Here is a 25,272-nt window from a genome sequence, read left to right as displayed (position 1 = left end):
TTTGGGGTGACCGACGGGGCTCGAACCCGCGACAACCGGAATCACAATCCGGGACTCTACCAACTGAGCTACGATCACCAAAGATGGCGCGCCCTGCAGGATTCGAACCTGCGGCCACCCGCTTAGAAGGCGGGTGCTCTATCCGACTGAGCTAAGGGCGCGTTAAACTGTACTTTCACTTTTAATTAAGGCTACATTCCCCCTAATGTCATGATAAATAACATCAAGGTGTAACGGGGCGGCATAATACCTATTTGCCGCGGCGCGGTCAACGGCTTTATCTTATTCCCTGTGCCTTGGAGGTTTAATTAAGCCTTAAGCCGTATAAGTGTGCTATTAGCCATGAAAGCGGTGGCGGTTTACTTACTTAAGCCGATAAAAAATGCGACAATCGGCGCAGGTTTTTAAAGGTGAGAATCAACGCAGATGTCAGCTCAAATAATCGATGGAAAAGCGATAGCACAGGCAGTACGTAGTCAGGTAGCGGAACGTGTCGCAGAACGCGCTCGCGCCGGCAAACGCGCCCCAGGTCTGGCGGTTATATTGGTCGGTGCCAATCCGGCTTCTCAAGTGTACGTGGGCAGCAAACGCCGCGCTTGTGAAGAGGTAGGATTTATTTCTAAGTCTTATGATTTGCCCAAAGACACCACGGAACAGCACTTGCTGGCCTTGATCGATGAGCTGAATAATGACGCCACCATAGACGGTATCTTGGTGCAATTACCGCTGCCTAATCATATTGACAGCACGCCTGTGATTGAGCGCATTCACCCCCATAAAGACGTTGACGGTTTTCATCCCTATAACATAGGCCGTTTGGCGCAGCGTATTCCAGCGCTGCGACCTTGCACGCCTAAAGGCATAATGACGCTGATTGAGCGCAGTCACATTAAGACTCACGGTTTAAATGCGGTGGTAGTAGGGGCTTCTAATATTGTGGGTCGCCCCATGACCCTCGAGCTGTTACTGGCGGGCTGTACGACCACCACTTGCCACCGTTTTACTGAAGACTTACAGAAAAAAGTCGGTGAGGCAGATTTGTTAGTGGTGGCCGTGGGCAAGCCTGGCTTTATTCCCGGTAGTTGGATTAAACCCGGTGCCGTGGTGATTGATGTGGGTATTAATCGCTTAGACGATGGCCGTTTAGTGGGCGATGTTGAATATGAAGCCGCCGCCGAGCGCGCCGCTTATATTACGCCAGTCCCCGGTGGCGTTGGCCCTATGACGGTGGCTTCCTTGATGGAAAACACCTTAATTGCCTGTGAGCGTTATCACGACCAATAAGATGCAGCAGCGCTACATTTTTTGGTTTAGGCTCTATCCCCTATAAAGTCTTATCTTTTATAGGGCTGATTTAAAAGGAAAGACCATGCAGTGGCCCAGCAAAGAGACGCTTTATACAGTTATCTTTGGTACCGAAACTCCGGCAGGCCGCCGTTTTGATCTTGTTTTAATCGTTGTTATTCTGCTGTCCATTGGCGTGTTGTTTTTAGACTCTATCAGTGCAGTTCGCGCCCAAATTGGCCCCTTACTCTATGGGCTGGAGTGGGCCTTTACTCTTTTATTTACCCTCGAATATGCAGTACGCATTTATTGCTCACAAAATAGGCTGGCTTATTTACGCAGCTTTTACGGCTTAACCGATATGCTGGCGGTGCTGCCCTCTTATCTAGTGGTATTTATCCCAGGCGCAAGTTTCTTACTGATGGTGCGCTTAATACGCGTCTTTCGTATCCTGCGCATCTTAAAGTTAATCCGTTACGTTAATGAAGCTAATGTGCTATTGCGCTCGCTAAATCAAAGTCGTCGTAAAATAACTGTGTTCTTCGGTAGCTTATTTATTTTAGTGACCTTGTTTGGCTCTTTGTTATATGTGGTGGAAGGGCCTGAATATGGTTTTACTAGCATACCGGTCAGTATTTATTGGGCGATAGTGACCATTACCACAGTAGGTTTTGGTGATATAACGCCGCAAACACCACTCGGGCAGGGCATTGCTGCCGTGACTATGCTGATGGGCTACGCCATTATTGCTGTGCCTACGGGCATTATTAGCGCTGAGCTGGGGCGAGAATTGCGCCGAGAATATGATAGTCGTCATTGCCCGCAATGCGATAAAGGCGGCCATGAGCGAGATGCGAAATTTTGTAAATATTGCGGGGGCGAGATGGAATTTCCAAGTGATGATAAAAAAAATTAACGCGTTAGTTAAATCGCCATTAAATATGAAATAAATAAAAAGGGAGCCTAGGCTCCCTTTTTATGGTGCTCACAACAAGTATTAGTTGTTGTCGTCAGCTTTCAATTCTTCTAATTTTTTGTCAGCGGCAGCAGCTGCATCGGCCACAGCGTCTTGTGCTTTTTCTACTTGCTCACCGGCGCTTTCAGCAACGTCTTGTGCAGTTTCTTTTACATCTGCAGCGGCTTCATCTAATTTTTCGCCCGCTTTTTCCATGGTGCCTTTTTCTTCTACGGCTAAAGTTTCATTGGCGTTGTCAACTGCATCTTTTGCTTGCTCTTGTACTTGCTCAACAGATGAGTCTAATTTCTCGCCTGCTGCTTCTGCAGGGCCTTTGTTGTCACAGGCAGTTAGGCCAAAGGCGGCAACTGAAGACAATAGCAAAATATTAAGTAGAGACTTTTTCATGAGAGCTCCTAGCAGGTGTTGAATGTGACCTAGGTCACGTTAGTGTTTAACACATCATTAATAGCGCATAACGCGATATAACAACAGAGTTTTAAAAAATTTAAATAGTGTGTATTTATTTAATAAGTATGCATATCAATAACTAAGAAGTCATTACGACACAGGCTGACATAAGAAACTGCCAAGATCTAGGTTGAGTGAGTCAAGATTTGTCCGGATCATGTTAAATATCGACCTTTAAACCGTGACAAAACCGAGTGTGCGTTTGGCTACAGTTAGCCCGTGATGAACTCAGTGCTGTGTATCAATGCTGGTCGCTTGTCTCTTTGAGTATCTGATCCAATTTTTGATCGATTTCCTCAGTAACGACATTATTCAATTCTGACGGCTGGACTGGCTGCTGCTGTGTTGTGCCCTCCGCCTGTTCGCTGCTATCAACGGGATTGGCTGCATTACTATTGGTGCTGGGCACTGTGTTGTCGGTTACGGGGACGCTTGGCTTTGTCTCAAGCGGTAGATCACGTACCGGTCGTATTGGCTGCTCTGGCAAGTTAACAGGCTCTAACTGCCCTGATGTGGCGGGTTCAGGTGCGTTGGCCTCGGTTGCTGGCGCCTCATCTTTAACTTGATTTATATTATCGCCAATATCAGCGGCGGGGCCTTTGGGCTCACAGCCGCTCAGACCCAGCAAGGATCCGAGCAGTAGGGCGCTAAAGAGTGAGCGAATAGTGAGAGTACGCATAGCAAAAGTGCGCATAGCAAAACTCCTGTTTTGTTAGCCGATAGTGAATTGCGGCTAGTAAATTAAAAATAAGGCACCAATTATGGTGCCTTATTTTATTTTTTTAAAGTGGCGCCTAGCTGGCTGCGCTTATTTTCGACGCCAGTGCGTGCCGTCTGCGCCATCTTCTAACACTATGCCCATTTCGGTCAGCGTATTACGGGCCGTATCTGCCGCCGCCCAGTCTTTATTGGTGCGGGCATCGAGGCGTACTTGGATCAATCGCTCAATTTCCGCCACTTCGTCATCATTGTCCGACGAGGCGCCGCGCAAGAAGGCTTCTGGATCTTGGCCGAGCAAGCCGAGCACAGCGCCGAGTTTACGTAACTGAGCGCCCAAGCCGGCTGCCGCCGCCAGATCTTTACCTTTTACGCGGTTGATCTCGCGCGCTAAGTCAAACAGTGCCGCGTAGGCTTCTGGGGTATTAAAGTCATCGTTCATGGCGGCGTCAAAGTGTGCCACAAATTGCTCTCCACCCAATGGGGCTGCGTCCGGTAAGCCACGCAACGCCGTGTAAAAGCGTTCCAGCGCGCTATGCGCCTTGTTTAAGTTGTCATCTGAATAATTTAGCTGGCTACGATAATGGCCAGACAACAAGAAATAACGCACGGTTTCGCCATCATAATGCTGCAAGACATCGCGAATAGTAAAAAAGTTGCCGAGCGATTTAGACATCTTTTCTTGATCCACCATCACCATGCCCGAATGCATCCAGGTATTTACATAAGGCGAGTGGTTGGCGCAGCAGCTTTGGGCAATTTCGTTTTCATGATGGGGAAACTGTAAGTCAGAGCCGCCGCCGTGAATATCGAAGTGCTTACCTAAGTGCTTGCCGTTCATGGCCGAACACTCTATATGCCAGCCTGGGCGACCTAAGCCCCAGGGTGACGGCCAGCTCGGCTCACCGGGTTTAGATTGCTTCCACAATACGAAGTCGAGCGGATTACGCTTGGTGTGCTCCACTTCAACCCGTGCGCCGGCTTGCAGTTGCTCCAGGTTTTGGCCCGAGAGTTTGCCGTAATCTTCAAAGCTATTGACCGCAAACAACACATCACCGCTGTCGGCGACATAGGCATGCTTGTCTGCCAGCAATTGCTCCACCATGTGAATAATTTCGGGAATATGCTGGGTGGCCTTGGGCTCTATATCGGGGCGGGCCAATTGCAGCGCATCAAAGTCTTGGTGCATATCGGCCGTAAGGCGCTCGGTTAAGGTGTCGCAGCTTTCGCCATTTTCGGCGGCACGCTTGATGATCTTGTCGTCTATGTCGGTGATATTGCGCACATAGGTCAGGTCATAGCCTAAGTAGCGCAAGTAGCGGGTTACTACGTCGAAGGCGACAAAGGTGCGGCCGTGGCCAATGTGGCACAAGTCATAAATGGTGACACCACAGACATACATGCCGACCTTGCCGGGAATTAAAGGGGTAAATTCTTCTTTTTGTCGGGTCAGGGTATTGTAGATTTTCAGCATGATTCCACGTCTTGGTGAGAGTATTAGGGATAAAAGCGCCACTATTGAACCTTTAATGACAAAGAGGTGCAAGCCTTGCGCACGCTTGGGGGTTCGCTATCGGGCGCGTATGCGCTAAAATCGAGCGCTGACACTCTTTCATCTGATATTGGAATCTGATTATGGTCACTCTGCACACCAACCACGGCGACATTACATTGAACTTGTTTGCCGACAAAGCCCCTGAAACTGTGGCTAACTTTCTGCAATATTGCCGCGATGGTCATTATGACGGCGTCTTGTTTCACCGTGTGATTGACGGTTTCATGATCCAAGGCGGCGGTTTTGATGCCGACTTTAAAGAAAAGTCCACCCGCGCCTCCGTTAAAAACGAAGCTGACAATGGCTTATCGAACAAGATTGGTACCGTTGCCATGGCCCGTACTTCTGAGCCGCACTCAGCGTCTGCGCAATTTTTTATTAACGTAGGCGACAACGACTTCTTGAACTTCAAGTCTGCTACCACTCAAGGCTACGGCTACTGCGTGTTTGGTGAAGTGGTTGAAGGCATGGACGTGGTTAATAAAATCAAAGGCGTGGCCACCGGCACCCGCGGTTATGTGCATCAAGACGTGCCTGTGGAAGACGTTGTGATCACAGGCACTACAGTTAGCGAGTAAAACGCCGCTTGTGCTGAGAACGGTATGACGTTTGGATACCGGCTCTACTAAGTAGCACCCATAATGGCGGCCTAGGCTGCCATTTTTTTAGCCCCATTAGCTTAATGCTTATCCCTTACGCGGATTCCCCTTGTTCGCCAAGCGTTAAGTTAATGGGTGTTCCCTTTTTTCTTATTACAAGAGCCTTCAGTGAAAAACACCACGCTTTTTATTGCCGATTTGCACCTCAGTGCCTCGCGCCCCGATATGACGGCGGCGTTTCTACGCTTTATGCGCGAAGATACGCATGATGCGGATGCGCTCTACGTATTGGGTGATTTGTTTGAATTTTCTATCGGCGATGATGAAGTCAGCGCCCTAAATGGTGAGGTAGCGGCAGCCTTTTTAGCCTGTAGCCAACAAGGCACTCCCGTGTATTTTATTCACGGCAATCGGGATTTTATGGTGGGCCGACGTTTTGCCCGCGCCGCCGGTATGAGCTTGTTGCCGGAGCATAAAGTCATCGACCTTTACGGTGAGCGTACACTTATTATGCACGGCGATACTTTGTGTATCGACGATGCGGGTTACCAGCGTTATCGACGCGTGACTCGCTGGGGCTGGTTGCAGTGGCTATTTTTACGTTTACCTTTGAGCTATCGCTTAGGCATTGCCGACGGCATTCGTAGCAAGAGTGCCGCAGCCAAAGAGGGCAAGGTGATGCAGGTGATGGATGTAAACCAAGCAGAAGTCGAGCGACAGATGCAGCGCTATGGCGTACGCACGCTGATCCACGGCCACACCCACAGGCCTGATATTCATCAACTGATGGTGAATGGTGAGTCGGCGCGGCGCATAGTGCTCGGCGATTGGTACACCCAAGGCAGTATTTTGGTGGTGAGTGCGACTGGAGTCGAGCTGCAAAATCGCGCCTTGCCTCAAACGTAAGCGGCGAACATGAAGCGTAAGGAGCGAACATGAAGTTTAAGGATCCCAGATGCGAATATTAGTGGTGGAAGACAACCCAGATATTCTGGTCAATATAGTGGATTACCTGACCTTAAAAGGCGCTGTGGTGGATGCGCTCTATAACGGTACAGCAGCACTGCAGCAGACTCGCCGCCACGAATATGACTTGCTGGTGTTGGATTTATCATTGCCGGGGCTGGATGGTTTGGCGCTGTGTGCTCAGTTACGCGCCGAGCAAAATCCGCTGCCGGTGGTGATGTTAACCGCTCGTGATACCTTGCAAGATAAACTCAGCGGCTTTGAGGTGGGCGCCGATGATTACTTGGTTAAACCCTTCGCCTTGCCCGAATTGTGGTCGCGCATTTTAGCCGTGCTAAAACGCGCCCAAAAGCAGCAAGCGCGGCAGCTTAAGGTGGCCGATGTGACGCTGGATCTTGACTTGCGTCAGGCAACGCGACAGCAGCAGTTACTCAATCTCAATCCCAAATGCTTGAAGCTGCTTGAAATTTTGATGCGTCATGCACCCAATGTGGTGAGTCGAGAGACCTTAATTAGCCAATTGTGGGCCGATGATCCGCCAGACAGCGACGGCCTTAAGGCGCACATTTATCTGTTGCGCAACCAGCTAGATAAACCCTTTAGCGAAGCACTGCTACAAACGATGCACGGTCAGGGCTATCGTCTGGCCGCCAAGGCGCAGGCTAATGAGCAATAAAGGAACAAAACCATGCGCCTGACCATTAAAGCCCGACTGCAACTGGTACTTAATTTGGTGATCGTCACCACCAGCCTGCTGGCGGCGGCGGGCATGGTGCAGCTGGTGTTTTGGTTTGAAGACACCTTGTTTTACAACCATCTGCAAAGTGACCTTACGGATCACATACACGAACATCAGGCGCAGCCACAGCCTTTGGTGCTGCCGATGACGGATACCACCTATTATAAGTTAGCGAAAAACGATCAACAGCTGCTACCCGAGGCCTTTCGCGGTTATCCCCAAGGTGGCCACGAAGTCTTGTTGGGCAACAAAGCCTATAATCTCTTGGTGCGCGATGAGTCGGGCTGGATCCATGTGTTGGTGCAAGATCAGAGTGAATTTGAACGCTATGAGCTGATCATGTTTACCGGCATCGGTCTTGGGGTATTGCTGATCTGGTGGTTAGGATTTGTGTTGTCTCGGCGGTTAAGCCTGCAAATACTGAAACCCATGGCAAGCTTAGCTCAAGAGGTAGCCCACTTGCCGGAGCAGCCTGGCAGCCACTTGACCGGCCACTATCCCGATGATGAAACCGGCCAGTTGGCGCGTATCTTTGACCGTTACGTGTTGCGGGTGAATGAATTGCTGCTGAGGGAGCAACAATTCTCTGCCAATGCCAGCCATGAATTACGTACCTGTATGATGGTGATCCGCGGTGCCCTCGATATGTTGGCGGAAAGTGAGCCCTCATCGCAGATAGCACGCCAATTGCAACGCATCGATGGTGCGCTTGGCCAAATGCAGCAGCAAACTGAGCTGTTTCTACAGTTGTCGCGCACCCCAGACTCACAGGCAGGTAATAACGCACTCAGCTCCTTGGTTGAGTTGGCTAAAGCACAACTGGCCGATTGGCAACCGTTGGCGGCCAGCCGTGGTTTGTCCTTGCGCTTAAATACGGTTGAGCCTGTGCCGTTAGTGCCGACGAGCATGATGGTGGCTGTGCTGAATAACCTCTTGCGCAATGCCATACAGCACACGCTTACGGGCAGCATTGAGGTGGACGTGACGCCAGATTATCTGCGGGTGTCTGATACGGGCAGAGGTATCAGCGATGAGCTGCAAGCCAAAGTGGTAGAGCGAGGCGTGAGTGTGGCCAACCCACAAGGCTTTGGGTTGGGGTTGGCCATAGTAGCGCGTATTTGTGAGCACCAAGGCTGGCGGCTGTGCTTATCAAGCTCAGCTGCCGATGGCACTCACGCCAGTGGTACACAAGTTACGGTTTATTTTACGTCCGCTGCTGACGACAGCTGCTGAAGATATCCAGTTGCGGTCGGTAAATCTGTGTCGATACATCCAGCAGACCCAGCATGGAGTCGAACAGGTTGTCATGGGAATACTCCTCGTCCTTGGCCAGTGTCGCTAAGCAGCTTTCATCCAGCTGTTTATCCGCCGCAAAGCCACCAGAGAACCAAGTCAGCATAGGAATGTGCGTTTGCTCTTTGGGCGCCAGCGAGTACGGCATGCCATGTAAATACAGGCCGGACTCACCCAATGATTCGCCATGATCCGACACATATAAAAGACCGGTATCTAGATCGTCACGCGCTTGTAACTGCTTAATGACCTGACTAATAATGTAATCGGAATAATAAATCGTATTGTCATAGGTGTTGTTTAGCTGGCGGGCATCACAATTTTGAATGTCGCTGCGCTGACAATCTGGCAGAAAATGGGCAAATTCCTTCGGGTAGCGCTTGTAGTAAGTAGGGCCATGGCTACCCACCATGTGCAGCACTATCAGGTAGCGTTCTGCTTGAATAGGGGCTGCCTGATCAGCGTCGGCGGTGATATTGTTCAGCTGCTCGCTTAAGCCTTCCAGCACCACCTGATCCTGACAATAATCCCCGTCACACACCGGATTGGCGGCATTGGGTTTGAATTCTATGGTCTCGGTGCGCGTACAGGCTCCTTTGCAGCCACCATCATTTTCTACCCACACCGTTTTGATACCGGCACGCGCCACTATGTCCATCAGGTTGTCCTGATTAGCGGCCTGAACATCGGAAAATTCTTTGCGCGTTTGATATGAAAACATGCAAGGCACAGAAACGGCGGTGGCCGTGCCACAGGAAGTCATATCCTGAAAGTAAGTCACGCCCAGTGGTGTGGTAAAGGCATTGGTTTCACGCTCATAGCCACCGAGTTGAAAGTTAGCGGCGCGCGCCGTCTCACCGACCATCAACACCATTACCTGCTTACGAGCGGCTTCGGTAGTTGTTGCGTTGGCTTGAGTTACTTTGGCTTGAGTGCGCTGGGTTTTAGGTAATAGGGTGGCGTCTGCGCCTAAGACTTGATAAGGCTCAGGCGTGGTGAGGTAGGTATCGTCTACATAGTTATACAGACTTTGGGCAAAGTGGGTGGGAATGATCATCTTCTTGATGTAGTCATTATTGCGGCCCACTGAGGCATAATCTTTGTAATAGAAAAAGGCGATCAGCAGGATCACCAATAATGAAACCGCCACAGACAACAGCTTAATGCCGAGCTCTCGCCATACAGTGCTGCGGCGAATGGACAGCTTTAGGATCAGCAGCACAGGCAGCAGGCCGGTGAGAGTAAACCAGATCACGGCACTGGCGTTGAAGTAGGATTTTGCCTCGCCGGCATTGGTTTCCAGCACGTTCACTATCATGTCGCGGTCGACTATGGTGCCGTAATGAAACATCACATAGTTGAGTAAGGCCGACAAAATAATAAAGGGTATCAGCACCCATTTCTCGAGCCGAAAGGGCGTGAGTAGGCTGAAAATAATCGTAAAGCAGGCAATGAAGAACACAGGTATGGTCAGCATAAAGCCTATCTTGAAGTCACTTAAGCTTTCCAGAATACCCACTAGTTTGGCCAGTAAGGCCAGATTTAGTACTAAAAAGAAATAACAGGCCACTAAGAACACCAAACGCGCTGGCGTCAGTGAAAAACTGCTTTTCTCGGTTTTTTGGTTTGCTGTTGGCGTCGGTGTTATTGCAGCTGTAGGCTCGGTTAATGAGTCCATGTACAGGCTCCCAGAGGTAGAAGTACGTCTATAATGTGAATCCACACTAGGCCTGCTCAGGTCAAAAAAAGGTAAAAGATACGGCTGCCGAATACTTTTCTCAATACAGTGTCGCTCAATAGATTAAGTCGGCTTTTTACTCCATATCCGTTATGTCATGCCTGCATGCCGCCCGTGTACGGCATGTGTGGTATGTGGTCTGTGTGCTCCATGATAGTGCTATACATATCCCCACTTAGCTTGAGCCTTAGGACAACACTTTATTTACCAAGACTGTAGTTACTAAGACTGTAGTTACTAAGACTTTAGTTACTCAGTGTTGGCTGTAATGAACTAAAGTCGATATTTTGACTATTTTTTCACTTCATAGATCTCATAATCTTGCCTCTGATATTGCGATGGATAACATCATTCGAATCAAATATTACCTAAGGCCAGTTTGGATGCGCCTTGTGTGTGCTCATGGGGCAGCTTGGCGTATAATCGCGGTTTGTATCGTGTGCCTGAGTTGAAAATAGCGCAGACCAATGATTCGATTGCGCTGGCAGATAATGCAAAATAAAAGGATGAATCAGAGATTAATCTCATGCTTGATTAATCACCTCACTGCAGCGTCTTTAGCGCTGCTAAATTGGCCATGCGGGCGGTTAATAGGGCTGTTAAAAATACCAATAATAAACACTACCACATGAAACAAACGGAACTTAATGTTATGAAACCAGGAAAAACAGGATTAGCGCGCATCATAGCTGCCGGCGGCTATTCAATGCAGGGTTTTAAAGCGGCGTATCGCCATGAAGCGGCATTTCGCCAAGAGACATGGTTGTTTATCATATTGTTGCCGGTGGCGTTGTTGTGGCCAGTAAGCTTATTGGCGAAAGCGTTACTTATCGCCAGCCTATTTTTGGTGCTAATTGTCGAGCTCGTTAATTCCGCCATCGAGGCGGTGGTGGACCGCATCGGCCCTGAGCACCATGAATTATCGGGCCGCGCCAAAGACATCGGCTCGGCCGCCGTTTTTTTAGCTTTAGTATTAGTCGCAATAACCTGGGCTTTAGTCGGCTTTGATTACTTTTTTTAAATCACCCTAAATTAAAATAATAATATCAGTTACTTATTTATTACACATCAATAACACAGGTTTTTTGTGATGGCTCTGTATTGTTGATGTGTATCATGGTTTTGGTTAGTTGATAGCTGTTGGGTGTTTGTTTTGTGCGCAATAACCACATTCAGTGCTATAGTTTCCTGCCGTAATAAAATTGTCATTTTATAGTGGATAATGGTTGAGTTTTAAATGCTAACTCAAGGAAACTTCTGTTACATGAAAGTAAATAGATAACAGAGATAATGCCATCACAAGGAATACACCAAAAATGCAAAGTAATAAGCGCGATAGTGGTCGTAATGTAGAACTTCAAGACGGTGTGAATATATTGTCTACTACCTCTCCCAGCAGCCATATTACTTATATGAATCACAGCTTTGTTGAGCTGAGTGGTTATAAAGAACAGGAATTAAAAGGCCAGCCCCATAATATTATTCGCCATCCTGATATGCCGGCTTCGGTCTTTAAGCACATGTGGGCCACCTTAAAGTCCGGCCACTCTTGGATGGGCGTGGTTAAAAACCGATGTAAAAATGGCGATTATTATTGGGTGAATGCCTTTGTGACGCCTATCCGTCATCAAGGCGAAGTGGTCGAGTTTCAGTCGGTGCGCACTAAGCCTGAGCCACAGCAAGTAGTGGATGCTGAACGGCTTTATCAACAACTCCAGCAAGGTAAGTCCTTATCTGCTGCTCGCCTGAGTTTGAGTAGCCGTTTAATGCTGACCAATAGTTTGCTGCTGCTGTGCGTTATATTGGCGCAACTGTGGTGGATGGATTTACCCGTGCTGCAGACGGCTGTGCTGACGGGGGGCGGCGTATTGGCTGCTGGGCTATTAAATTGGCGCTTATTGGGCGGGCTGCGTGCTTTGGCCGCTAAGGCGCAAGATTATGCAGATAATCCCGTTAGTCAGCAGGTGTATGCGGGGCGAGCGGATGAGCTGGGCCAAATAGAATTTGCGCTGCACATGGCGCAGGCAGAAGCGGGTGCCGTGCTCGGCCGTTTGTCCGATATGGCCGAGCGTCTGGGCGGTCATACCAATGAATTGAGTGATGAGCTCACAATCAGTGACCAGCATACCCGCCATCAGCAGGGCGCAACCGAGCAAATTGCCACCGCCATTAAACAAATGTCGGTCAGCATTCATGAAGTGTCTTCTAACGCCCAACAAGCCGCGCAGGCGGCCGAGCAAGCGGACTCAGACACCGACAGTGGTCGCCAGTTAGTCACGCAAACCAGTACTTCGATTGCTGCCCTTGCACTGGATATTAAGCAAACAGAGCATGTGATCCATCAACTTGAGGATCACGGCCGAGATATATCTGTGATCCTAGAGGTGATAGGCGGCATTGCCGAGCAAACTAATTTATTAGCACTGAATGCCGCCATAGAAGCTGCGCGCGCCGGTGAGCAAGGGCGTGGTTTTGCCGTGGTGGCTGATGAGGTGCGAAATTTGGCAGGGCGTACCCAAGAGTCGACCGCCAATATTCAGACTATGATTGCTGCCTTACAGCAGGGCACAAAAGAGGCGGTGGCCGTGATGGAGAAGAGCCGTGAGCAGGCTCAGCACAGTGTCAATCATGCCCAGCAGGCTGCCGGCGCGCTAGAAGAAATTGGCCAGCGGGTAAAAGACATTAGCCAGATGAATATGCAAATTGCCACGGCAGTGGAGCAGCAGCGCCAAGTCAGTGATGAAATCAATGACAGCATTAATAGTATTCAAACCACAGCGCAACATCATGTACAAAGCGGCCACGATAACCAAGAACGTTGCGAGCAAGTCGTGCAACTTACCAAGGGGTTAAGTGATTTATCGCGCCAGTTTTGGGATAAACGCACTAGCGCTTAACTTCCATCAGCGCTTAACTTCAATGTGCAGTTTTTACTACGAATGAAAAGCGCCGAGCTAGACAAACTCGCTCGGCGCTTTTTTACGGATCACGAGAACGTAGCAGTAGAAACGCCGCTCTGTTAGCGGTGAATTTCTTTAATCTAGCTTTTTCATACGCGGTTAATGGCAGTTAAATCAGCTGGTTAAAACAGCCAGACTCGGTAACCCTCGTCTTCTAATCCTAAAATATCAATCTGACCATAGCTGCATTCTGGTCCTTTGATCATGGGCACCACTTGGCCGGTACTTTGTTCATGACCAAAAGCAATCACGCAGCTTTCACAGGCCCCTTGGAGCACTCCCAAATCCTGCAGTTTGCTAAATAAGGTATTTAATGGATGCTCGCTGCTCGCCAGTAAACCCGGCCAAGCGGCACCTTCGGCAGCAAAATACAGCTCGCTGGTATTGCCGCGCTCGTGGGCTTGCAGCGCATGAGTTAGTGCATGAAACACGCGACCTTGCTCTTGTTCACCCGCATAAACGATAAAAGCGTGCTTGTTATTCATCAGTGGATCCTTGGGCTATGTGGTGCCTGTTATTCAGGCGTGCTATCGGTAGGCTTCTTACGTTTCAAGGGTGCCATGCCATCAAATGAGCCCAAACCTGTGCCGGGCTCTAGGCGATCGCTGCGATCTTTGAATGCTTTCTCAGGTTTTTTCTTTTTCGGTGGCTGATAAGCATTGGGGCCGCCTTTACCTTGATAACCATTGCCACGAGCGGCGGCTTTGGCTTTAGGCGGCTCAACGGGGCGCACACCTTTAAATTTTCCTTTTAAGCCGGCAAAGCTCATAAAGCTAATGTCTTGCTGTAAGAAGCGCTCGACCCGCTTAAACGCGTCCCAGTCATTAGGACCCACCAGCGACATGGCGACACCTTTGGCGCCCGCTCGGCCGGTGCGGCCAATGCGGTGCACGTATTCTTCGGCTTGCTTTGGCATATCGAAATTCACCACCAAAGACACCTGCAACAAGTCTAAGCCGCGTGAGGCGACGTCTGTGGTGATCAGCACCTTAAATTGGCCACGGCTAAAGCTGTCCATGATGCGGTTACGCTCCGCTTGGCTCATCTCACCGCTGAGGGCCGCCGTGCTTAAGCCTTGGGCTTTAAATAAACTGGCCAAACGCTCGGTATCGGGGCGGGTGGCGGTAAAAATAATGGCCTGCTGATAGGGCTGGGTCGCTAAAATATGCTCTAACAGCGCTTGTTTGTGATCCAGGTGATCACACAGATAAAAGCGCTTTTCGATGTCTGCATGCTCGGCGTTGGCCGCGCCCACGGCAATGCGTTTGGGTGCTTTGAGCAGCTTATCAGCCATTTCATTTACTTCGGCGTGATCGAGCGTGGCTGAAAACATTAAGGTTTGACGATGGCGATGATCGGCGGCGTCATTGATTTGGTTCAGCTCTTTGGCAAAACCTAAGTCCAACATGCGATCCGCTTCATCCATAACCAACAGCTCAAGGCCATTGAGCATCAAGGAGCGCTCATTCAAATGGTTGGCCAGTCGACCCGGCGTGGCCACGATCAATTGCGGTTGCCTGCGTAATAGCTTTATTTGATCGTTGAAATTCTCACCACCCAATAGCAAGGCTATGTTGTAGGAAGTGCCGCTGGTCAGTGAGCGCAGCTGCTCATAGACTTGCTTGGCCAGTTCACGGGTAGGCGCCAAAATTAAGGCTCGAGGATCACGCTTGCTCAACGCCTTGCTCTTCATTAATCGATGCATTACAGGCAATAAGAAGGCCAGTGTTTTACCAGAACCAGTTTTAGAAGAGGCGATCAGATCATGGCCGCTAAGGATAACGGGAATGGCTTGGTCTTGAATATCGGTCGGCGTGTCTAAGCCTTGATGAGCCAATGCGGTTAACAGCCGAGAATCTAGGCCAAGATCTTTAAACTGTTCGGTTTGTTGTGCCAACGTGTTGCTCCTGAATGATGATAAAAGTACGGCTTAAGCGCGGGGTAAAAAGTGCCGCAAAAACGGCCGCCATTGTATAAGAGTTTTACCCATATGTATTGAAAAGAGGGTGGGAAGAGTAAGCGAGCTGCAAGCTTGAAGCCGAGAGCTGGAAGAAAAACACTAGGTTTGTAGGCTTGTTTATAGGTTTGGTTTTAACTTCTAGCTTCTAGCTTCTAGCTTCTAGCTTCTAGCTTCTAGCTTCGGGCTTCCAACTTCTAATTATCGCAATTGGCTATCTTTACTGGCGCGGCGATTGATGATGCCAGCGCGTTGGCCGTACCGCTCTTGCTCAGCTTGGCAGTTAATGCAGAGTCTAACGCCGGGCACGGCATAGCGGCGTGCTTCTGGAATAAGAGCTTCACATTCTTCGCAATGGCTTAAGCTGTCGCCCATATTTTTACATAAGTTGAGTTGGCTGCGCGCCTCAGTCACAGCGTCTGCCACGCTGGCATCAATTTGTTCTTGTACGGCGCCATCTTTTGCCCAACCGACCGCCATGATCTGCTCCTTAATAGCGAAGCTAATTTTATTATAAGCTCTGCTATCAGCACACTGCCACCTAGAGGGCGCAACATCAGGCTTACTTACCCAGTAATTCTCCAAATGCCCGTAGGTTAGCCACATGGTCACACAAAGATTTGATAACCATTAGCAAGGGCGTAGCAATAATCAAACCGACGGGTCCCCAAATCCAGCCCCAAAATAATAAGCCGACAAAGATGGCCACCGTATTTAAGCTCGACATGCGGCTGGTGAGCCAAGGCGTCAGCAGATTGCCTTGGATGCTGGTGACCGCAAGCGAAGTACCGGCCACAATGAGCGCCATGTCTATGGTACCAAATTGCAAAAAGGCGGCCATGGCGCTGCCGATGAAAATGAGTAAAGGACCCAGATACGGAATACCGCTGGCCAGCCCAGCCATCAAGCCCCAGAGGCCTGCTTGCTCTACGCCGAGTAGCCAAAATGTCAGCCAAGTAAAGACACCGACAAATACCGAGCTTAATAGCATCACAAATAAAAACTGGCGCACCTGATAATGGAAGTCGGCCATGATGTTGGCGGCTTTACGCATGCGTTCAAACGAAGGGCCCGAGATGCGGATCACCTTGCGCCTATATAACTTGCCCACTGCCAATAAAAAGTAGACCAGCAGCAGGGCGGAAAACACTTGTGAAACCATCACCATAGCTGTAGAGGCGCCCCCCATAATAAAAGACTGCACATTGAAGGGTTGTTCGACGATGCGTACCGAGGTTACGCCTGGGGTGCGTACTTTTTTATCACTGGTACTGTCTTCTATTTGTTTAGCGGCTTTTTGCGCTTTTTCTATGATGCCCGCTTCTTTCGCCGGTGCACGAGCCTTGCTGTGTTGCAATTGGCTGATGGCCACCGGAATTTTATCGAGCATAGCGACGGCTTCACGCTGCAGTGGAATGCCAGCACCTATGACCAGTGCCACTAGCAGGCTGACAATCACGGCGGCGCTTAAAGGCCGCGGGACCTTCAGTTTATCAAAGGGAGAGAGCAGCGGATCCAGAGCATAGCTTATAAACACTGCCACTATTAAGGGCAATAGCACGGCTTGTGCCCAGTCAATAAAGAAGATGACCGCCAAGCTCGCCAAGATAATGAGTGAGGCATGGTGCGCATTAAATGCATCAAGCAGCTGCGTGGCGTTTTTTTTACGTTTAGCCACTGCGTTTTTTGAGCTCGCCATTAGAATCCTTCCTGTAACAACAGCAGATCAGTTTACTCCCGCACACCGCTTGGTGCGCTATCTTTTAGCCCTTAGGCGAGCCTCTGTGACGCAGAGAGTGAGTGGGCATTCGCACTCGCAGTTAGACAGAACAGCACTATAGTGTCGAGACGCCTTCGATTTCTAATACCGAACTGGCCTCGGCGCGCTCGATAATTTTTACTAAGGCGGACTGTATGACTTCGTCCTCACGCACATCAGCTTGGCTGGTAAAGCGTTGTTCTTGCTCAGGGGCGCCGAGTTCTGTGGTAAAGCGGATAGCCACTTCGGTGGCGAGCTCTTTGCTGGCGCCAAAATATTCCAAGGTAATTTGCGGGTAACCCTTAAAGCCTTTCTTCACCTGTTTGGCGATGCGTTTTTTAGCTTTGTCGATATGCATATTAGCTCCTTGTTTGTTTATAAAGACAGCTTACAAGTCATTATGCTTGCGCCACTTTCACGCCTTAATCAGCCGTGACTATGCCCATTGGACGCTAAGGGCGAGTTGAAGGCAATCACAGATACTGCGCTTTATGCAGTCTCATTGGTCATCTTGTTTTTCGCGCCTGTAATTGCTGACTTCGAGCTCTTATTTCACACTCTACTTCTTTGGTGTCTGCATCCTTGATAAAGGCCATTTTATAATCCCAGTCTTTGAGGATTTCTTATACTCTTTAATTTTTTACCTATCGGCATAGCGGCTGCTAGTATCTTTTTTCTTGAGACTAAGCGTTGGAGTGTCACTATCAATCACAGCTAACGGCTCATCGTCACTTGCGCGAAAGCGAATGATCTGTGCCGCAAACTGCAAAAAATTCAGTATTCTCTGCTGTCAATTGGGTTAGGATGGCCGCAGTTGCAAGCAGAGGAGCCTCGCATTTATGCTCAGGCATATTTGTGTATTTTAGTGTGCGCCGCATGGGCTTTAGTGAACATAACTTATTGAATTTATGTTAATTATTAGGTGAAGTAATGAACGAAACGGGATTTAGAACGGTTAAATCGTCACAGGTGACCCTCAAAGAGTTGATGGTGCCCTCGTATGCCAACTTTGGTGGCAAGGTACACGGCGGTGTGATTTTAGGCCTGATGGATAAAATTGCCTATATCTGTGCCGCTTCTCATTGTAAAGGCTATTGCGTGACCGCCTCGGTGGACTCGGTTGATTTTATGAACCCGGTAGAAGTGGGCGACTTATTGACCCTTTACGCCTCAGTAAATTATGTGGGCACCAGCTCCATGGAAGTAGGCATTAAGGTGGAGTCAGAGAACTTCCGTGAAGGAACGGTAAAGCACACCAATACCTCTTACTTCACTATGGTGGCCTTAAGCGAAGAAACCCGTAAGCCGACTAAGGTGGCGGGATTGCTATTAGAAGACGAAGAAGAAATTCGCCGCTTTGTGATGGGCAAGCTGCGTAAAAAGCTGCGCCGTGCGCATCAGCAAGAAATAGACGATATCGGCGAAGCGCTCGATATTACCCAAGCCATGATTGAGCTACAAGGTGAAAACTGTCTGCCAGCCCTAGATGTGGCGTAAGCCCTAATGACCCGTTATGAACGGCTGGCACAACAGCTGGGTGAACAAATCCGTACCGGAGTCTGGCAAGAGGGCGATAAGTTACCCTCGCTGCGTGAAACGGTACGCCGCTCTGGACTGAGTCTGATGACGGTGCTCAACGCCTATCAATTGCTTGAAAGTCAAGGCTGGATTCGCTCTCGCCCCCAGTCAGGCTACTTCGTCGTTCCCGATCGGGAGGCGGCGACGGAGTATTCATTACCACCACAGCCGTTACAGCCGGCAGAAACGGTCGATATTAATGCTTTTATCTTCAACGTACTGCAGGCTGGCAATAATCCAGAGTGTGTGGCCTTAGGTTCTGCTTTTCCTGACTCGTCGTTGTTTCCACAACACCAGCTCGCTCGCTCCTTGATCCGAGTGGCTCGCCAGTTGTCGTCTGAAAATGCCGGCATCAGTCTGCCGCCGGGCTGTGCCGATTTGCGCCGCAGTATTGCCCAGCGTTATGCCGCTAAGGGCATGGATATTTCACCCGACGAAATAGTGATTACCTCGGGCGCACTGGAGGCGCTCAATCTTAGTCTGCAAGCGCTGACCCAGCCTGGAGATTGGGTGGTGGTAGAGTCTCCGGCCTTTTACGGTGCGCTGCAGGCGATAGAGCGTCATCATCTGAAAGCGGTGGCGGTGGCCACGGATCCACAGCATGGCATGGACTTAGATGCGCTGGCTCAAGCATTACAGCAATATCCCATCAAGGCCTGTTGGCTGATGAGTCATGGCCAGAACCCGCTGGGTGCCAGCATGTCGCAGGACCATAAAGTGCGCTTGCTGGCGCTGCTGGCTGAACATAAGGTGAGCTTGATTGAAGACGATGTGTATGGTGAGTTGTATACCGGTTTAGTGCCGCCGTTGCCCATCAAAGCCTGGGATAGGGCAGGTCAAGTGTTGCACTGTGGCTCGTTCTCGAAAACACTGGCGACCGGCTTTCGTATCGGTTGGGTGGCGGCGGGGCAACAAACACCGGCCATCCAACGTCTGCAATTAATGAGTACTTTATCTACCAGCGCACCCATGCAATTGGCCTTGGCTGATTATCTGTCTTCGCATCGTTACGACAAGCATTTGCATACCCTGCGCCGCACCTTAGAGCAGCGAAAACATATTTTTTATCAGGCCATTAAACGAGAATTTCCTGCTGAGGTGCGGGTGCATTATGCCGAAGGCAGCTATTTTCTGTGGTTGGAGCTGCCGGCCTACTGTTGTGCGACTCAGCTGTATTGGCGAGCGCTGCAAACGGGGATTACTATCGCTCCTGGACGCATGTTTGCCGCCGGTGAACAATATCGGCACTGTTTTCGACTCAATACCTCATTACCGTGGAATACCCGTAGTGAAACCGCCATCAAGCAGCTGGCAGTGCTGATTGACGAACAGCTTAATTAGCGCTGAGCAAGCTTTGGCACGCTAGATTCAACCCTCAGAGAGCCATGCTGTTATAGGCGCTGTTTCGCTTAATCACACTGTTATAGTCTGTTTGCTTACATCTGTTTATGTTGCGTTTAGGCCGAGCATGTTCTACTGCGCGGGTTGTGGCAGCTTTTTCCCTCCAGGCCTTATTCCTGCTGGTTCTTGCCTGCCTTTCCCATAACAAACAGTGTGAGTCCTATGGAAAAATATTCTTCCCTCATTGACGTGAGCGTCAGTACCGAGCCCAGACCCATAGATCAGGGCCATGTTTATGTGCGTGCACAGCGCGGTCGCTGGCAGCGGGTGCGCAAACTCGCCGGTTGGATGCTGATGCTGTGTTTTCTGCTGGGACCTTGGCTGCGCTGGAACGGCCAGCAGGCAGTGTTGTTGGATGTAGAGCTGCAGCGCTTTCACCTGTTCGGTATCACCATCTGGCCTCAGGATCTGACTTTGCTGGCCTTGGTATTGATGGTGGCGGCTTGCGGCCTATTTTTTATTACCGTCTTTCTGGGACGGGTGTGGTGCGGTTATCTCTGCCCGCAGACGGTGTGGACGTTCTGGTTCATCTGGGTAGAAGAGAAATTAGAGGGCAGTGCTAATAAGCGCCGTCAGTTGCACAAGGCGCCTTGGAGCTTGAATAAGCTGTGGCGTACTGGCGGCAAACACCTGATCTGGCTACTGATCTCCTTGTTGAGTGGTTTTACTTTCGTCGCCTATTTTGTACCGGCCGCCGCGTTGGCCACCGATTTAGTACAGCTTTCTGCCGGCTTGCTGTCGAGCTTTGGGGTGCTGTTTTTTGCGCTTTGTACCTATCTCAATGCGGGTTGGATGCGGGCCATAATGTGTACTCATATGTGCCCTTATTCTCGCTTTCAGTCGGCAATGTTCGATAAAGACACTTATAGCGTGAGTTATGATGCCAAGCGCGGAGAGCGTCGTGGTCCCCGTGCGCGTAACACAGATGCCGCAGCACTGGGACTCGGCGACTGTATAGACTGCAATTTGTGTGTACAAGTGTGCCCCACCGGTATCGATATTCGAGACGGCCTGCAGTATGAATGTATCAACTGCGGAGCTTGCGCTGACGCCTGTGATCAGACCATGACTCAGATGGGCAGCGCCACTGGGCTGATCCGTTATGCCAGCGAGCGCCAGCTAGAGGGCGGCAAGACTCGGTTGTTGCGGCCCAAGTTGGTCGGCTATGGCATTATGTTGCTGCTGATGTTGGTGGTACTGGTGTATGCCGCCGCCAGCCGAGTGCCGATGGGGCTCGACGTGCAACGGGATCGTAATCAGCTGTTCCGAGAAACCACTGCAGGTTGGGTGGAAAACACCTATTTGTTGAAGTTGTCGAATCGCAGTCAGCAGCCACAAGATTATCGGGTACGCGTAACCGGAATGGATGCCTTACGCTGGACGGGACCAGAGTCGGTGACGGTGCCGGCCGGTGAAATCGTTAATCTGTCTATTAGTCTGGCGGCGGATCCTTATCAGTTGCAGAACAGCATACAGGCGATTACGTTTGTGGCCGGTAATGACCAGCTGCAAGTACAGACTAATAGCCAATTTTTCAGCCCAAGCCGCTAGCGGAATTGACCTAATATGGGGGCTGGCATTGAGTATTAAATCTCAGTATTAAAATTATCTGAGTATTAAAAATAAGCGGGGCCTGACGCTCGAATATCGAGAGTTAGGCCCCATTTTGCTTATCAGCCACTTTTCTGAACGGCCATTTTTCTAAACGGAGCGTGCCAATATGATCCACTGGCCGGTGATTATTATGTGTGAGCAGGGTGGGTATTACGCGTGGGCAGACGGTCCAGAACTGCTGGCCGAGCAAGGCTTATGGGTGGGTGATCGATTAATAGATAGCCAAGGTGGGACTCATATTTTGTCGCAGCAAAACGATGACACCCTATACTGGCAACGCCAACTCGAGTTAGTATCGCTGGCTGAGCTTAATATTGAGCTAAAACTCTATGCTGCTAGCCTAGGTGTGTGTTGTACAGCCAAGCTGGTCACACGCACCTTAGCCGATGCCATGGCACTGGTTGCCTGGCTGGAGCTGCAATAGTCAAACTATAGGTCGAGGTTCTGGCCGATTAGAGGCAAAGATATGACGTTTAATCTACGTTGGATATTCTGGCTGCTGTTGCCATTGGTGTTGCAATCTTGTGGCAGTGCGCCTTCTGCACCGCCGCCGGTTAGCGGCCCTGCCGTGGTGAGTGTGGAGCAGGGCAAGGCTTCCTACTACGGCAGCCGCCATCATGGTCGTAAAACCGCCAGCGGCGAGTCGTTTAACAAGCATGCCTTAACGGCGGCACACAAAACCTTGCCCTTTGGTACTCAAGTTAGAGTGACCAATCTGCACAATCAAAAATCCATAGTGGTGCGCATCAACGACCGTGGCCCTTATGCAAAGGGGCGGGTGATTGATTTGTCTGAGCAGGCGGCGCGCGAGCTTAATATGGTCCGTGCGGGAGTGGCACAGGTTCGAATAGAGCAGTTGAAATAGTCAGCCGACTGAGCTGGCGATAAGCCACGGGGCGCGGCCAGTCTGCGGCACTTTTGGGTAGTCCCCGTTTATTGGCCAGCAGAGTGGCGGCATTAATCCATCCCGCATGACCCACCGCCAACCGCGGCGTGTTGGGTGATACGCTATATTGCTGCGTTAGCCATAATGTGACTCTGGCAAACAACTGCTGTAGATTTTCTCCGCCGCCCGGTGCATAAAAACTAAAGTCGTTACACCAAGTGTCTATGTCTTGTTTGGCAATGTGCTGCCAAGGTTTGCCGTCCCAGTCACCAAAATTAAGCTCGGCCAGTGCGGGCGTTACCTCACACCGAAAACCGCGCTTTGCTAACATGCGCCCTACGTCAAGGGATCGCTGCAAGGGGCTAACCCAGATCACTCTGGGCAGATGATAACGGCGGGCAAAGCGCTGGATCTGATTGGCCAAGCGGCGCAATTTACGTTTATCCACTCTCATATCGGTTTGCCCCAGACATACTCCCACCGCATGCAGCGGCTTAGGGTGCCGCCAAATATACAACTCCATGACTACTCCAGCTTTCGGCTTTTAAGGTTTAAGGCTGCTCGGTCACGGCTTTTTGCTACGAGAGCTCGGTACGCTGGGCGCAGCGCTGTGTTAGCGCTTACTAATAATTTTTGCGATTGGATCTCTATTTTCCCGTGTATTCCGTGGCAAAAATAGCTTGGGGTTGGGTGTTATGTCGCGGCCTGCACTACTCATAGGCCTACAGCCAAACCCGCATAAATAGCTAACTCGCTGAGCTGCTGAGTCGCACCTAAGCCATCGCCCGTATAGCCTTGTAAACGTCGCGCTAATAAACGATACATATAAGCGCTGGCCAAACACGCTAAGAGCACAGCCAATTGCCATTGGTGGGGCTGGATGCGCGCCATGGCCTGAGGCCAAATCACGCTCATCAACACCAAGGCTAACACTAGCCAACCGGCACTCATTAGCCCTTGCCGCAGGCTAAGTTGTTGCGCCATCGGTTTAGCCTTAGCGTGCTCTACATCGCCACCATAAGGCAAGAGGGCGATCAGGCTGATGCAGCATAAGCGTGACGCGCCGTGGCCGATCACTAAGGCGATTAAGGCCACCGGCAGGCTCATGCTGGCCAGCAAGCTGACTTTAAGTAACATCGCCATTACTAAGCCTAAGGTACCAAAAGTGCCTAGGCGTGAGTCTTTCATTATGGTCAGCGCTCGCTCACGGGTAAGGCCACCGCCTAAGCCATCACAGGTATCGGCGAGCCCGTCTTCATGAAAAGCACCTGTGATTTTTATACCCAAGGCGGTGCTGATTACGGCGGCCACTAACGGCGAAAAAAACAGTGAGCTAAACCAAAAAGCACTGGCGCAAATCAGCCCGACTAATAAGCCAACCGCAGGAAAATGCCGGCTGCTTTGGTGCAGCCAGTGTGGCTGATATTCCTTGAAAGCCGGCACCGGCAATCGGGTTAAAAACTGTATGGCCACCAATAATAAGCGGCCTTCGTGTATGAGTTGACTGGTCAGCCGTTGATCCCGTGTAGGGCGCATCATGGCGCTGCTTGCTCGCTGATGCCGGCGGTCGCAAAGCTGGCCATTTCACTTAAAAATAGACAAGCGGATTGCAACAAAGGGTAGGCCAAGGCGGCACCGCTGCCTTCTCCGAGTCGCAGTTGCAGTTGCAGCAGTGGCTCGGCGGCTAATAAGCGCAATAGGTGTTGATGGCCGGGCTCGGCGGACTGATGAGCAAACACCGCATACTGGCGCACGCCGGGCGCTAATTGCTCGGCGACCAACAGAGCCACGCCGGCAATAAAACCATCCATTAATAGCACGCGCCTTTGGCTGGCCGCTTGGATCAGTGCGCCGACCATCATGGCCATTTCTAAGCCACCTAAGGCGGCTAAAGCTGAAAATGGCGACTGGGCCTGAGTGTGACGTGCCAAGACTTGAGTGAGAATATGCTCTTTATGGCGTAAGCCTGCATCGTCGAGGCCTGTGCCTCGACCCACACATTCCTGAATGGGCAGCTTGCCTAAGCGAGCTAATAAAAGGCTGGCAGCTGAGGTATTCCCTATGCCCATTTCCCCGACCATTAATACATTGCCGGGCAGCTGGCTGACGATGGCCATGCCGGTGGTGAGCGCCGCCTTGCATTCGTCATCACTCATGGCCGGCTCGCTCAGCGCGTCACGGCTGCCGAGGCGTATTTTATGGTTCAGTAACTGCGGGTGCTTGGGTAAGTTTGTCGCTACCCCCGCATCGACTACCTGCAACGCTATCTGATGCTGGCGCGCAAACACGCTAATGGCCGCCCCGCCCGCTAAAATATTGTGCACCATTTGCGCCGTGACCGCGCTGGGATAGGCTGAAGTGCCATGGCGCGTTAGGCCATGATCGGCGGCAAACACGCAAATTTGTGGCTCGCTTAAGCTAGGTTGGACGCTGTTTTGTATCATACCTAATTGCAGCGCCACGCTTTCTAATTGGCCCAAAGCGCCCAGCGGTTTGGTTTTATTGTTGATGAGAGCGGTGAGCTGAGCCTGCAGAGAGACATTATTGAGCGAGGCAATGCTGGGCAAAGTTAAAGGGCCGGGCACAGTCATAACATGTTTCCGTTAACGGCAAAAAGTTGCTTATGTTAACAAAAGCGCGCGCGCCAAGTAACAGGCTGGCCCCTCGCTTTTGTTAATAGCGACGGCGGCAGCTAACTCGCTTATTCGGTAATAAAAAATGGCGGAAATAAAAAGAGGCGCTGTGCGCCTCTTGGATGTTATGGATAACGCCGACTCAGTGCAGGTCGCTATTATGACAG

Annotated in this window: 25 protein-coding genes and 2 tRNA genes; 13 read left to right on the top strand and 14 right to left on the bottom strand. The window is 50.5% G+C overall.

The features are described 5' to 3' along the window. Positions 1 to 2 precede the first annotated feature (2 nt). Both ACEN2G_RS03880 and ACEN2G_RS03875 read right to left on the bottom strand, forming a co-directional pair. Positions 3 to 78, bottom strand: a tRNA-His gene (locus ACEN2G_RS03880). 6 nt (positions 79 to 84) lie between these two features. Next, a tRNA-Arg gene (locus ACEN2G_RS03875) sits at positions 85 to 161 on the bottom strand. 265 nt (positions 162 to 426) lie between these two features. On the opposite strand from ACEN2G_RS03875, the gene folD reads away from it, so the two are divergent. Then, positions 427 to 1,284, top strand: a complete 858-nt coding sequence (gene folD, locus ACEN2G_RS03870) for a bifunctional methylenetetrahydrofolate dehydrogenase/methenyltetrahydrofolate cyclohydrolase FolD (RefSeq protein ID WP_442020150.1) — start codon at positions 427 to 429, stop codon at positions 1,282 to 1,284. A gap of 85 nt (positions 1,285 to 1,369) precedes the next feature. Continuing rightward, on the top strand, positions 1,370 to 2,200 hold the full coding sequence (locus tag ACEN2G_RS03865) for an ion transporter (protein WP_442020149.1): 831 nt from the start codon (positions 1,370 to 1,372) through the stop codon (positions 2,198 to 2,200). An 81-nt stretch (positions 2,201 to 2,281) separates the two neighbouring features. On the opposite strand, the gene ACEN2G_RS03860 is transcribed toward ACEN2G_RS03865, so the two are convergent. The 3 genes from ACEN2G_RS03860 to cysS form a co-directional block, all read right to left on the bottom strand. Then, positions 2,282 to 2,647 (bottom strand): hypothetical protein, encoded by a 366-nt coding sequence (locus tag ACEN2G_RS03860; RefSeq protein ID WP_442020148.1) that lies wholly within the window; start codon positions 2,645 to 2,647, stop codon positions 2,282 to 2,284. A 304-nt stretch (positions 2,648 to 2,951) separates the two neighbouring features. After that, the gene (locus tag ACEN2G_RS03855; RefSeq protein WP_442020147.1) at positions 2,952 to 3,404 is read right to left on the bottom strand and encodes a hypothetical protein; all 453 of its coding nucleotides are present in this window, start codon (positions 3,402 to 3,404) and stop codon (positions 2,952 to 2,954) included. Between the two features lie 114 nt (positions 3,405 to 3,518). Next, on the bottom strand, positions 3,519 to 4,901 hold the full coding sequence (cysS, locus tag ACEN2G_RS03850; RefSeq protein ID WP_442020146.1) for a cysteine--tRNA ligase: 1,383 nt from the start codon (positions 4,899 to 4,901) through the stop codon (positions 3,519 to 3,521). A gap of 161 nt (positions 4,902 to 5,062) precedes the next feature. On the opposite strand from cysS, the gene ACEN2G_RS03845 reads away from it, so the two are divergent. From ACEN2G_RS03845 to ACEN2G_RS03830, 4 genes are all read left to right on the top strand, one after another. Continuing rightward, on the top strand, positions 5,063 to 5,560 hold the full coding sequence (locus ACEN2G_RS03845) for a peptidylprolyl isomerase (protein WP_442020145.1): 498 nt from the start codon (positions 5,063 to 5,065) through the stop codon (positions 5,558 to 5,560). Between the two features lie 189 nt (positions 5,561 to 5,749). After that, positions 5,750 to 6,487 (top strand): UDP-2,3-diacylglucosamine diphosphatase, encoded by a 738-nt coding sequence (gene lpxH / locus ACEN2G_RS03840; protein ID WP_442020144.1) that lies wholly within the window; start codon positions 5,750 to 5,752, stop codon positions 6,485 to 6,487. Between the two features lie 49 nt (positions 6,488 to 6,536). After that, positions 6,537 to 7,223 carry a response regulator transcription factor gene (locus ACEN2G_RS03835; RefSeq protein ID WP_442020143.1) on the top strand — a complete coding sequence of 229 codons (687 nt, stop codon included), beginning with the start codon at positions 6,537 to 6,539 and terminating at the stop codon, positions 7,221 to 7,223. Between the two features lie 12 nt (positions 7,224 to 7,235). Beyond that, on the top strand, positions 7,236 to 8,519 hold the full coding sequence (locus tag ACEN2G_RS03830; RefSeq protein WP_442020142.1) for a sensor histidine kinase: 1,284 nt from the start codon (positions 7,236 to 7,238) through the stop codon (positions 8,517 to 8,519). On the opposite strand, the gene ACEN2G_RS03825 is transcribed toward ACEN2G_RS03830, so the two are convergent. Then, a complete protein-coding gene (locus ACEN2G_RS03825) occupies positions 8,491 to 10,257 on the bottom strand; it encodes a phosphoethanolamine transferase (RefSeq protein WP_442020141.1) in 1,767 nt (588 codons plus the stop codon). The two genes, ACEN2G_RS03830 and ACEN2G_RS03825, sit on opposite strands and share 29 nt — an antisense overlap. 712 nt (positions 10,258 to 10,969) lie before the next feature. On the opposite strand from ACEN2G_RS03825, the gene ACEN2G_RS03820 reads away from it, so the two are divergent. Beyond that, positions 10,970 to 11,338 (top strand): diacylglycerol kinase, encoded by a 369-nt coding sequence (locus ACEN2G_RS03820; RefSeq protein ID WP_442020140.1) that lies wholly within the window; start codon positions 10,970 to 10,972, stop codon positions 11,336 to 11,338. A 295-nt stretch (positions 11,339 to 11,633) separates the two neighbouring features. Beyond that, positions 11,634 to 13,214, top strand: a complete 1,581-nt coding sequence (locus tag ACEN2G_RS03815; protein WP_442020139.1) for a methyl-accepting chemotaxis protein — start codon at positions 11,634 to 11,636, stop codon at positions 13,212 to 13,214. A gap of 185 nt (positions 13,215 to 13,399) precedes the next feature. Here the strand turns inward: ACEN2G_RS03815 and ACEN2G_RS03810 are convergent, their stop codons facing one another. From ACEN2G_RS03810 to ACEN2G_RS03790, 5 genes are all read right to left on the bottom strand, one after another. After that, entirely contained in the window at positions 13,400 to 13,762 is a 363-nt protein-coding gene (locus ACEN2G_RS03810) for a hypothetical protein (protein WP_442020138.1), read from the bottom strand. A 29-nt stretch (positions 13,763 to 13,791) separates the two neighbouring features. Further along, positions 13,792 to 15,174: a DEAD/DEAH box helicase gene (locus tag ACEN2G_RS03805; protein ID WP_442020137.1), complete on the bottom strand. Its 1,383-nt coding sequence runs from the start codon at positions 15,172 to 15,174 to the stop codon at positions 13,792 to 13,794. 261 nt (positions 15,175 to 15,435) lie between these two features. Continuing rightward, a complete protein-coding gene (locus ACEN2G_RS03800; protein ID WP_442020136.1) occupies positions 15,436 to 15,714 on the bottom strand; it encodes a DksA/TraR family C4-type zinc finger protein in 279 nt (92 codons plus the stop codon). An 82-nt stretch (positions 15,715 to 15,796) separates the two neighbouring features. Next, entirely contained in the window at positions 15,797 to 16,933 is a 1,137-nt protein-coding gene (locus ACEN2G_RS03795; RefSeq protein WP_442020135.1) for an AI-2E family transporter, read from the bottom strand. A gap of 136 nt (positions 16,934 to 17,069) precedes the next feature. Beyond that, the gene (locus ACEN2G_RS03790; protein ID WP_442020134.1) at positions 17,070 to 17,351 is read right to left on the bottom strand and encodes a hypothetical protein; all 282 of its coding nucleotides are present in this window, start codon (positions 17,349 to 17,351) and stop codon (positions 17,070 to 17,072) included. Positions 17,352 to 17,923: 572 nt separating this feature from the next. On the opposite strand from ACEN2G_RS03790, the gene ACEN2G_RS03785 reads away from it, so the two are divergent. The 5 genes from ACEN2G_RS03785 (at position 17,924) to ACEN2G_RS03765 (ending at position 22,451) form a co-directional block, all read left to right on the top strand. Beyond that, a complete protein-coding gene (locus tag ACEN2G_RS03785; RefSeq protein ID WP_442020133.1) occupies positions 17,924 to 18,490 on the top strand; it encodes an acyl-CoA thioesterase in 567 nt (188 codons plus the stop codon). Between the two features lie 6 nt (positions 18,491 to 18,496). Continuing rightward, positions 18,497 to 19,912 (top strand): aminotransferase-like domain-containing protein, encoded by a 1,416-nt coding sequence (locus ACEN2G_RS03780; RefSeq protein ID WP_442020132.1) that lies wholly within the window; start codon positions 18,497 to 18,499, stop codon positions 19,910 to 19,912. A 222-nt stretch (positions 19,913 to 20,134) separates the two neighbouring features. Continuing rightward, positions 20,135 to 21,523: a cytochrome c oxidase accessory protein CcoG gene (ccoG, locus tag ACEN2G_RS03775; RefSeq protein ID WP_442020131.1), complete on the top strand. Its 1,389-nt coding sequence runs from the start codon at positions 20,135 to 20,137 to the stop codon at positions 21,521 to 21,523. 169 nt (positions 21,524 to 21,692) lie between these two features. Continuing rightward, entirely contained in the window at positions 21,693 to 22,010 is a 318-nt protein-coding gene (locus ACEN2G_RS03770; RefSeq protein ID WP_442020130.1) for a DUF4144 family protein, read from the top strand. A gap of 42 nt (positions 22,011 to 22,052) precedes the next feature. After that, positions 22,053 to 22,451: a septal ring lytic transglycosylase RlpA family protein gene (locus ACEN2G_RS03765; RefSeq protein ID WP_442020129.1), complete on the top strand. Its 399-nt coding sequence runs from the start codon at positions 22,053 to 22,055 to the stop codon at positions 22,449 to 22,451. Here the strand turns inward: ACEN2G_RS03765 and ACEN2G_RS03760 are convergent. The 3 genes from ACEN2G_RS03760 to cobT all read right to left on the bottom strand — a co-directional run bounded on the left by ACEN2G_RS03760 (position 22,399) and on the right by cobT (position 25,063). Beyond that, a complete protein-coding gene (locus tag ACEN2G_RS03760) occupies positions 22,399 to 22,995 on the bottom strand; it encodes a histidine phosphatase family protein (protein WP_442020128.1) in 597 nt (198 codons plus the stop codon). The genes ACEN2G_RS03765 and ACEN2G_RS03760 overlap by 53 nt on opposite strands. Before the next feature lie 191 nt (positions 22,996 to 23,186). Then, positions 23,187 to 24,011, bottom strand: a complete 825-nt coding sequence (gene cobS / locus ACEN2G_RS03755) for an adenosylcobinamide-GDP ribazoletransferase (RefSeq protein WP_442020127.1) — start codon at positions 24,009 to 24,011, stop codon at positions 23,187 to 23,189. After that, entirely contained in the window at positions 24,008 to 25,063 is a 1,056-nt protein-coding gene (cobT, locus tag ACEN2G_RS03750; protein ID WP_442020126.1) for a nicotinate-nucleotide--dimethylbenzimidazole phosphoribosyltransferase, read from the bottom strand. The genes cobS and cobT overlap by 4 nt, the downstream gene beginning before the upstream one ends. Between the last annotated feature and the right edge of the window lie 209 nt (positions 25,064 to 25,272).

Origin of the sequence: Oceanisphaera sp. W20_SRM_FM3, from assembly GCF_052119705.1 — a bacterium.
Lineage (GTDB): Bacteria > Pseudomonadota > Gammaproteobacteria > Enterobacterales > Aeromonadaceae > Oceanimonas.
The sequence above is the reverse complement of the archived record's forward strand: the minus strand, read 5'-3'. Positions and strand labels throughout refer to the sequence as shown.

Excerpts from the sequence above, each read along its gene's own strand:
- folD (WP_442020150.1), top strand. The coding sequence starts at position 427 with ATGTCAGCTCAAATAATCGATGGAAAAGCGATAGCACAGGCAGTACGT.
- ACEN2G_RS03865 (WP_442020149.1), top strand. The coding sequence starts at position 1,370 with ATGCAGTGGCCCAGCAAAGAGACGCTTTATACAGTTATCTTTGGTACC.
- ACEN2G_RS03860 (WP_442020148.1), bottom strand. The coding sequence starts at position 2,647 with ATGAAAAAGTCTCTACTTAATATTTTGCTATTGTCTTCAGTTGCCGCC.
- ACEN2G_RS03855 (WP_442020147.1), bottom strand. The coding sequence starts at position 3,404 with ATGCGCACTTTTGCTATGCGTACTCTCACTATTCGCTCACTCTTTAGC.
- cysS (WP_442020146.1), bottom strand. The coding sequence starts at position 4,901 with ATGCTGAAAATCTACAATACCCTGACCCGACAAAAAGAAGAATTTACC.
- ACEN2G_RS03845 (WP_442020145.1), top strand. The coding sequence starts at position 5,063 with ATGGTCACTCTGCACACCAACCACGGCGACATTACATTGAACTTGTTT.
- ACEN2G_RS03835 (WP_442020143.1), top strand. The coding sequence starts at position 6,537 with ATGCGAATATTAGTGGTGGAAGACAACCCAGATATTCTGGTCAATATA.
- ACEN2G_RS03830 (WP_442020142.1), top strand. The coding sequence starts at position 7,236 with ATGCGCCTGACCATTAAAGCCCGACTGCAACTGGTACTTAATTTGGTG.
- ACEN2G_RS03825 (WP_442020141.1), bottom strand. The coding sequence starts at position 10,257 with ATGGACTCATTAACCGAGCCTACAGCTGCAATAACACCGACGCCAACA.
- ACEN2G_RS03820 (WP_442020140.1), top strand. The coding sequence starts at position 10,970 with ATGAAACCAGGAAAAACAGGATTAGCGCGCATCATAGCTGCCGGCGGC.
- ACEN2G_RS03815 (WP_442020139.1), top strand. The coding sequence starts at position 11,634 with ATGCAAAGTAATAAGCGCGATAGTGGTCGTAATGTAGAACTTCAAGAC.
- ACEN2G_RS03810 (WP_442020138.1), bottom strand. The coding sequence starts at position 13,762 with ATGAATAACAAGCACGCTTTTATCGTTTATGCGGGTGAACAAGAGCAA.
- ACEN2G_RS03800 (WP_442020136.1), bottom strand. The coding sequence starts at position 15,714 with ATGGCGGTCGGTTGGGCAAAAGATGGCGCCGTACAAGAACAAATTGAT.
- ACEN2G_RS03795 (WP_442020135.1), bottom strand. The coding sequence starts at position 16,933 with ATGGCGAGCTCAAAAAACGCAGTGGCTAAACGTAAAAAAAACGCCACG.
- ACEN2G_RS03790 (WP_442020134.1), bottom strand. The coding sequence starts at position 17,351 with ATGCATATCGACAAAGCTAAAAAACGCATCGCCAAACAGGTGAAGAAA.
- ACEN2G_RS03785 (WP_442020133.1), top strand. The coding sequence starts at position 17,924 with ATGAACGAAACGGGATTTAGAACGGTTAAATCGTCACAGGTGACCCTC.
- ACEN2G_RS03780 (WP_442020132.1), top strand. The coding sequence starts at position 18,497 with ATGACCCGTTATGAACGGCTGGCACAACAGCTGGGTGAACAAATCCGT.
- ccoG (WP_442020131.1), top strand. The coding sequence starts at position 20,135 with ATGGAAAAATATTCTTCCCTCATTGACGTGAGCGTCAGTACCGAGCCC.
- ACEN2G_RS03770 (WP_442020130.1), top strand. The coding sequence starts at position 21,693 with ATGATCCACTGGCCGGTGATTATTATGTGTGAGCAGGGTGGGTATTAC.
- ACEN2G_RS03765 (WP_442020129.1), top strand. The coding sequence starts at position 22,053 with ATGACGTTTAATCTACGTTGGATATTCTGGCTGCTGTTGCCATTGGTG.
- ACEN2G_RS03760 (WP_442020128.1), bottom strand. The coding sequence starts at position 22,995 with ATGGAGTTGTATATTTGGCGGCACCCTAAGCCGCTGCATGCGGTGGGA.
- cobS (WP_442020127.1), bottom strand. The coding sequence starts at position 24,011 with ATGATGCGCCCTACACGGGATCAACGGCTGACCAGTCAACTCATACAC.
- cobT (WP_442020126.1), bottom strand. The coding sequence starts at position 25,063 with ATGACTGTGCCCGGCCCTTTAACTTTGCCCAGCATTGCCTCGCTCAAT.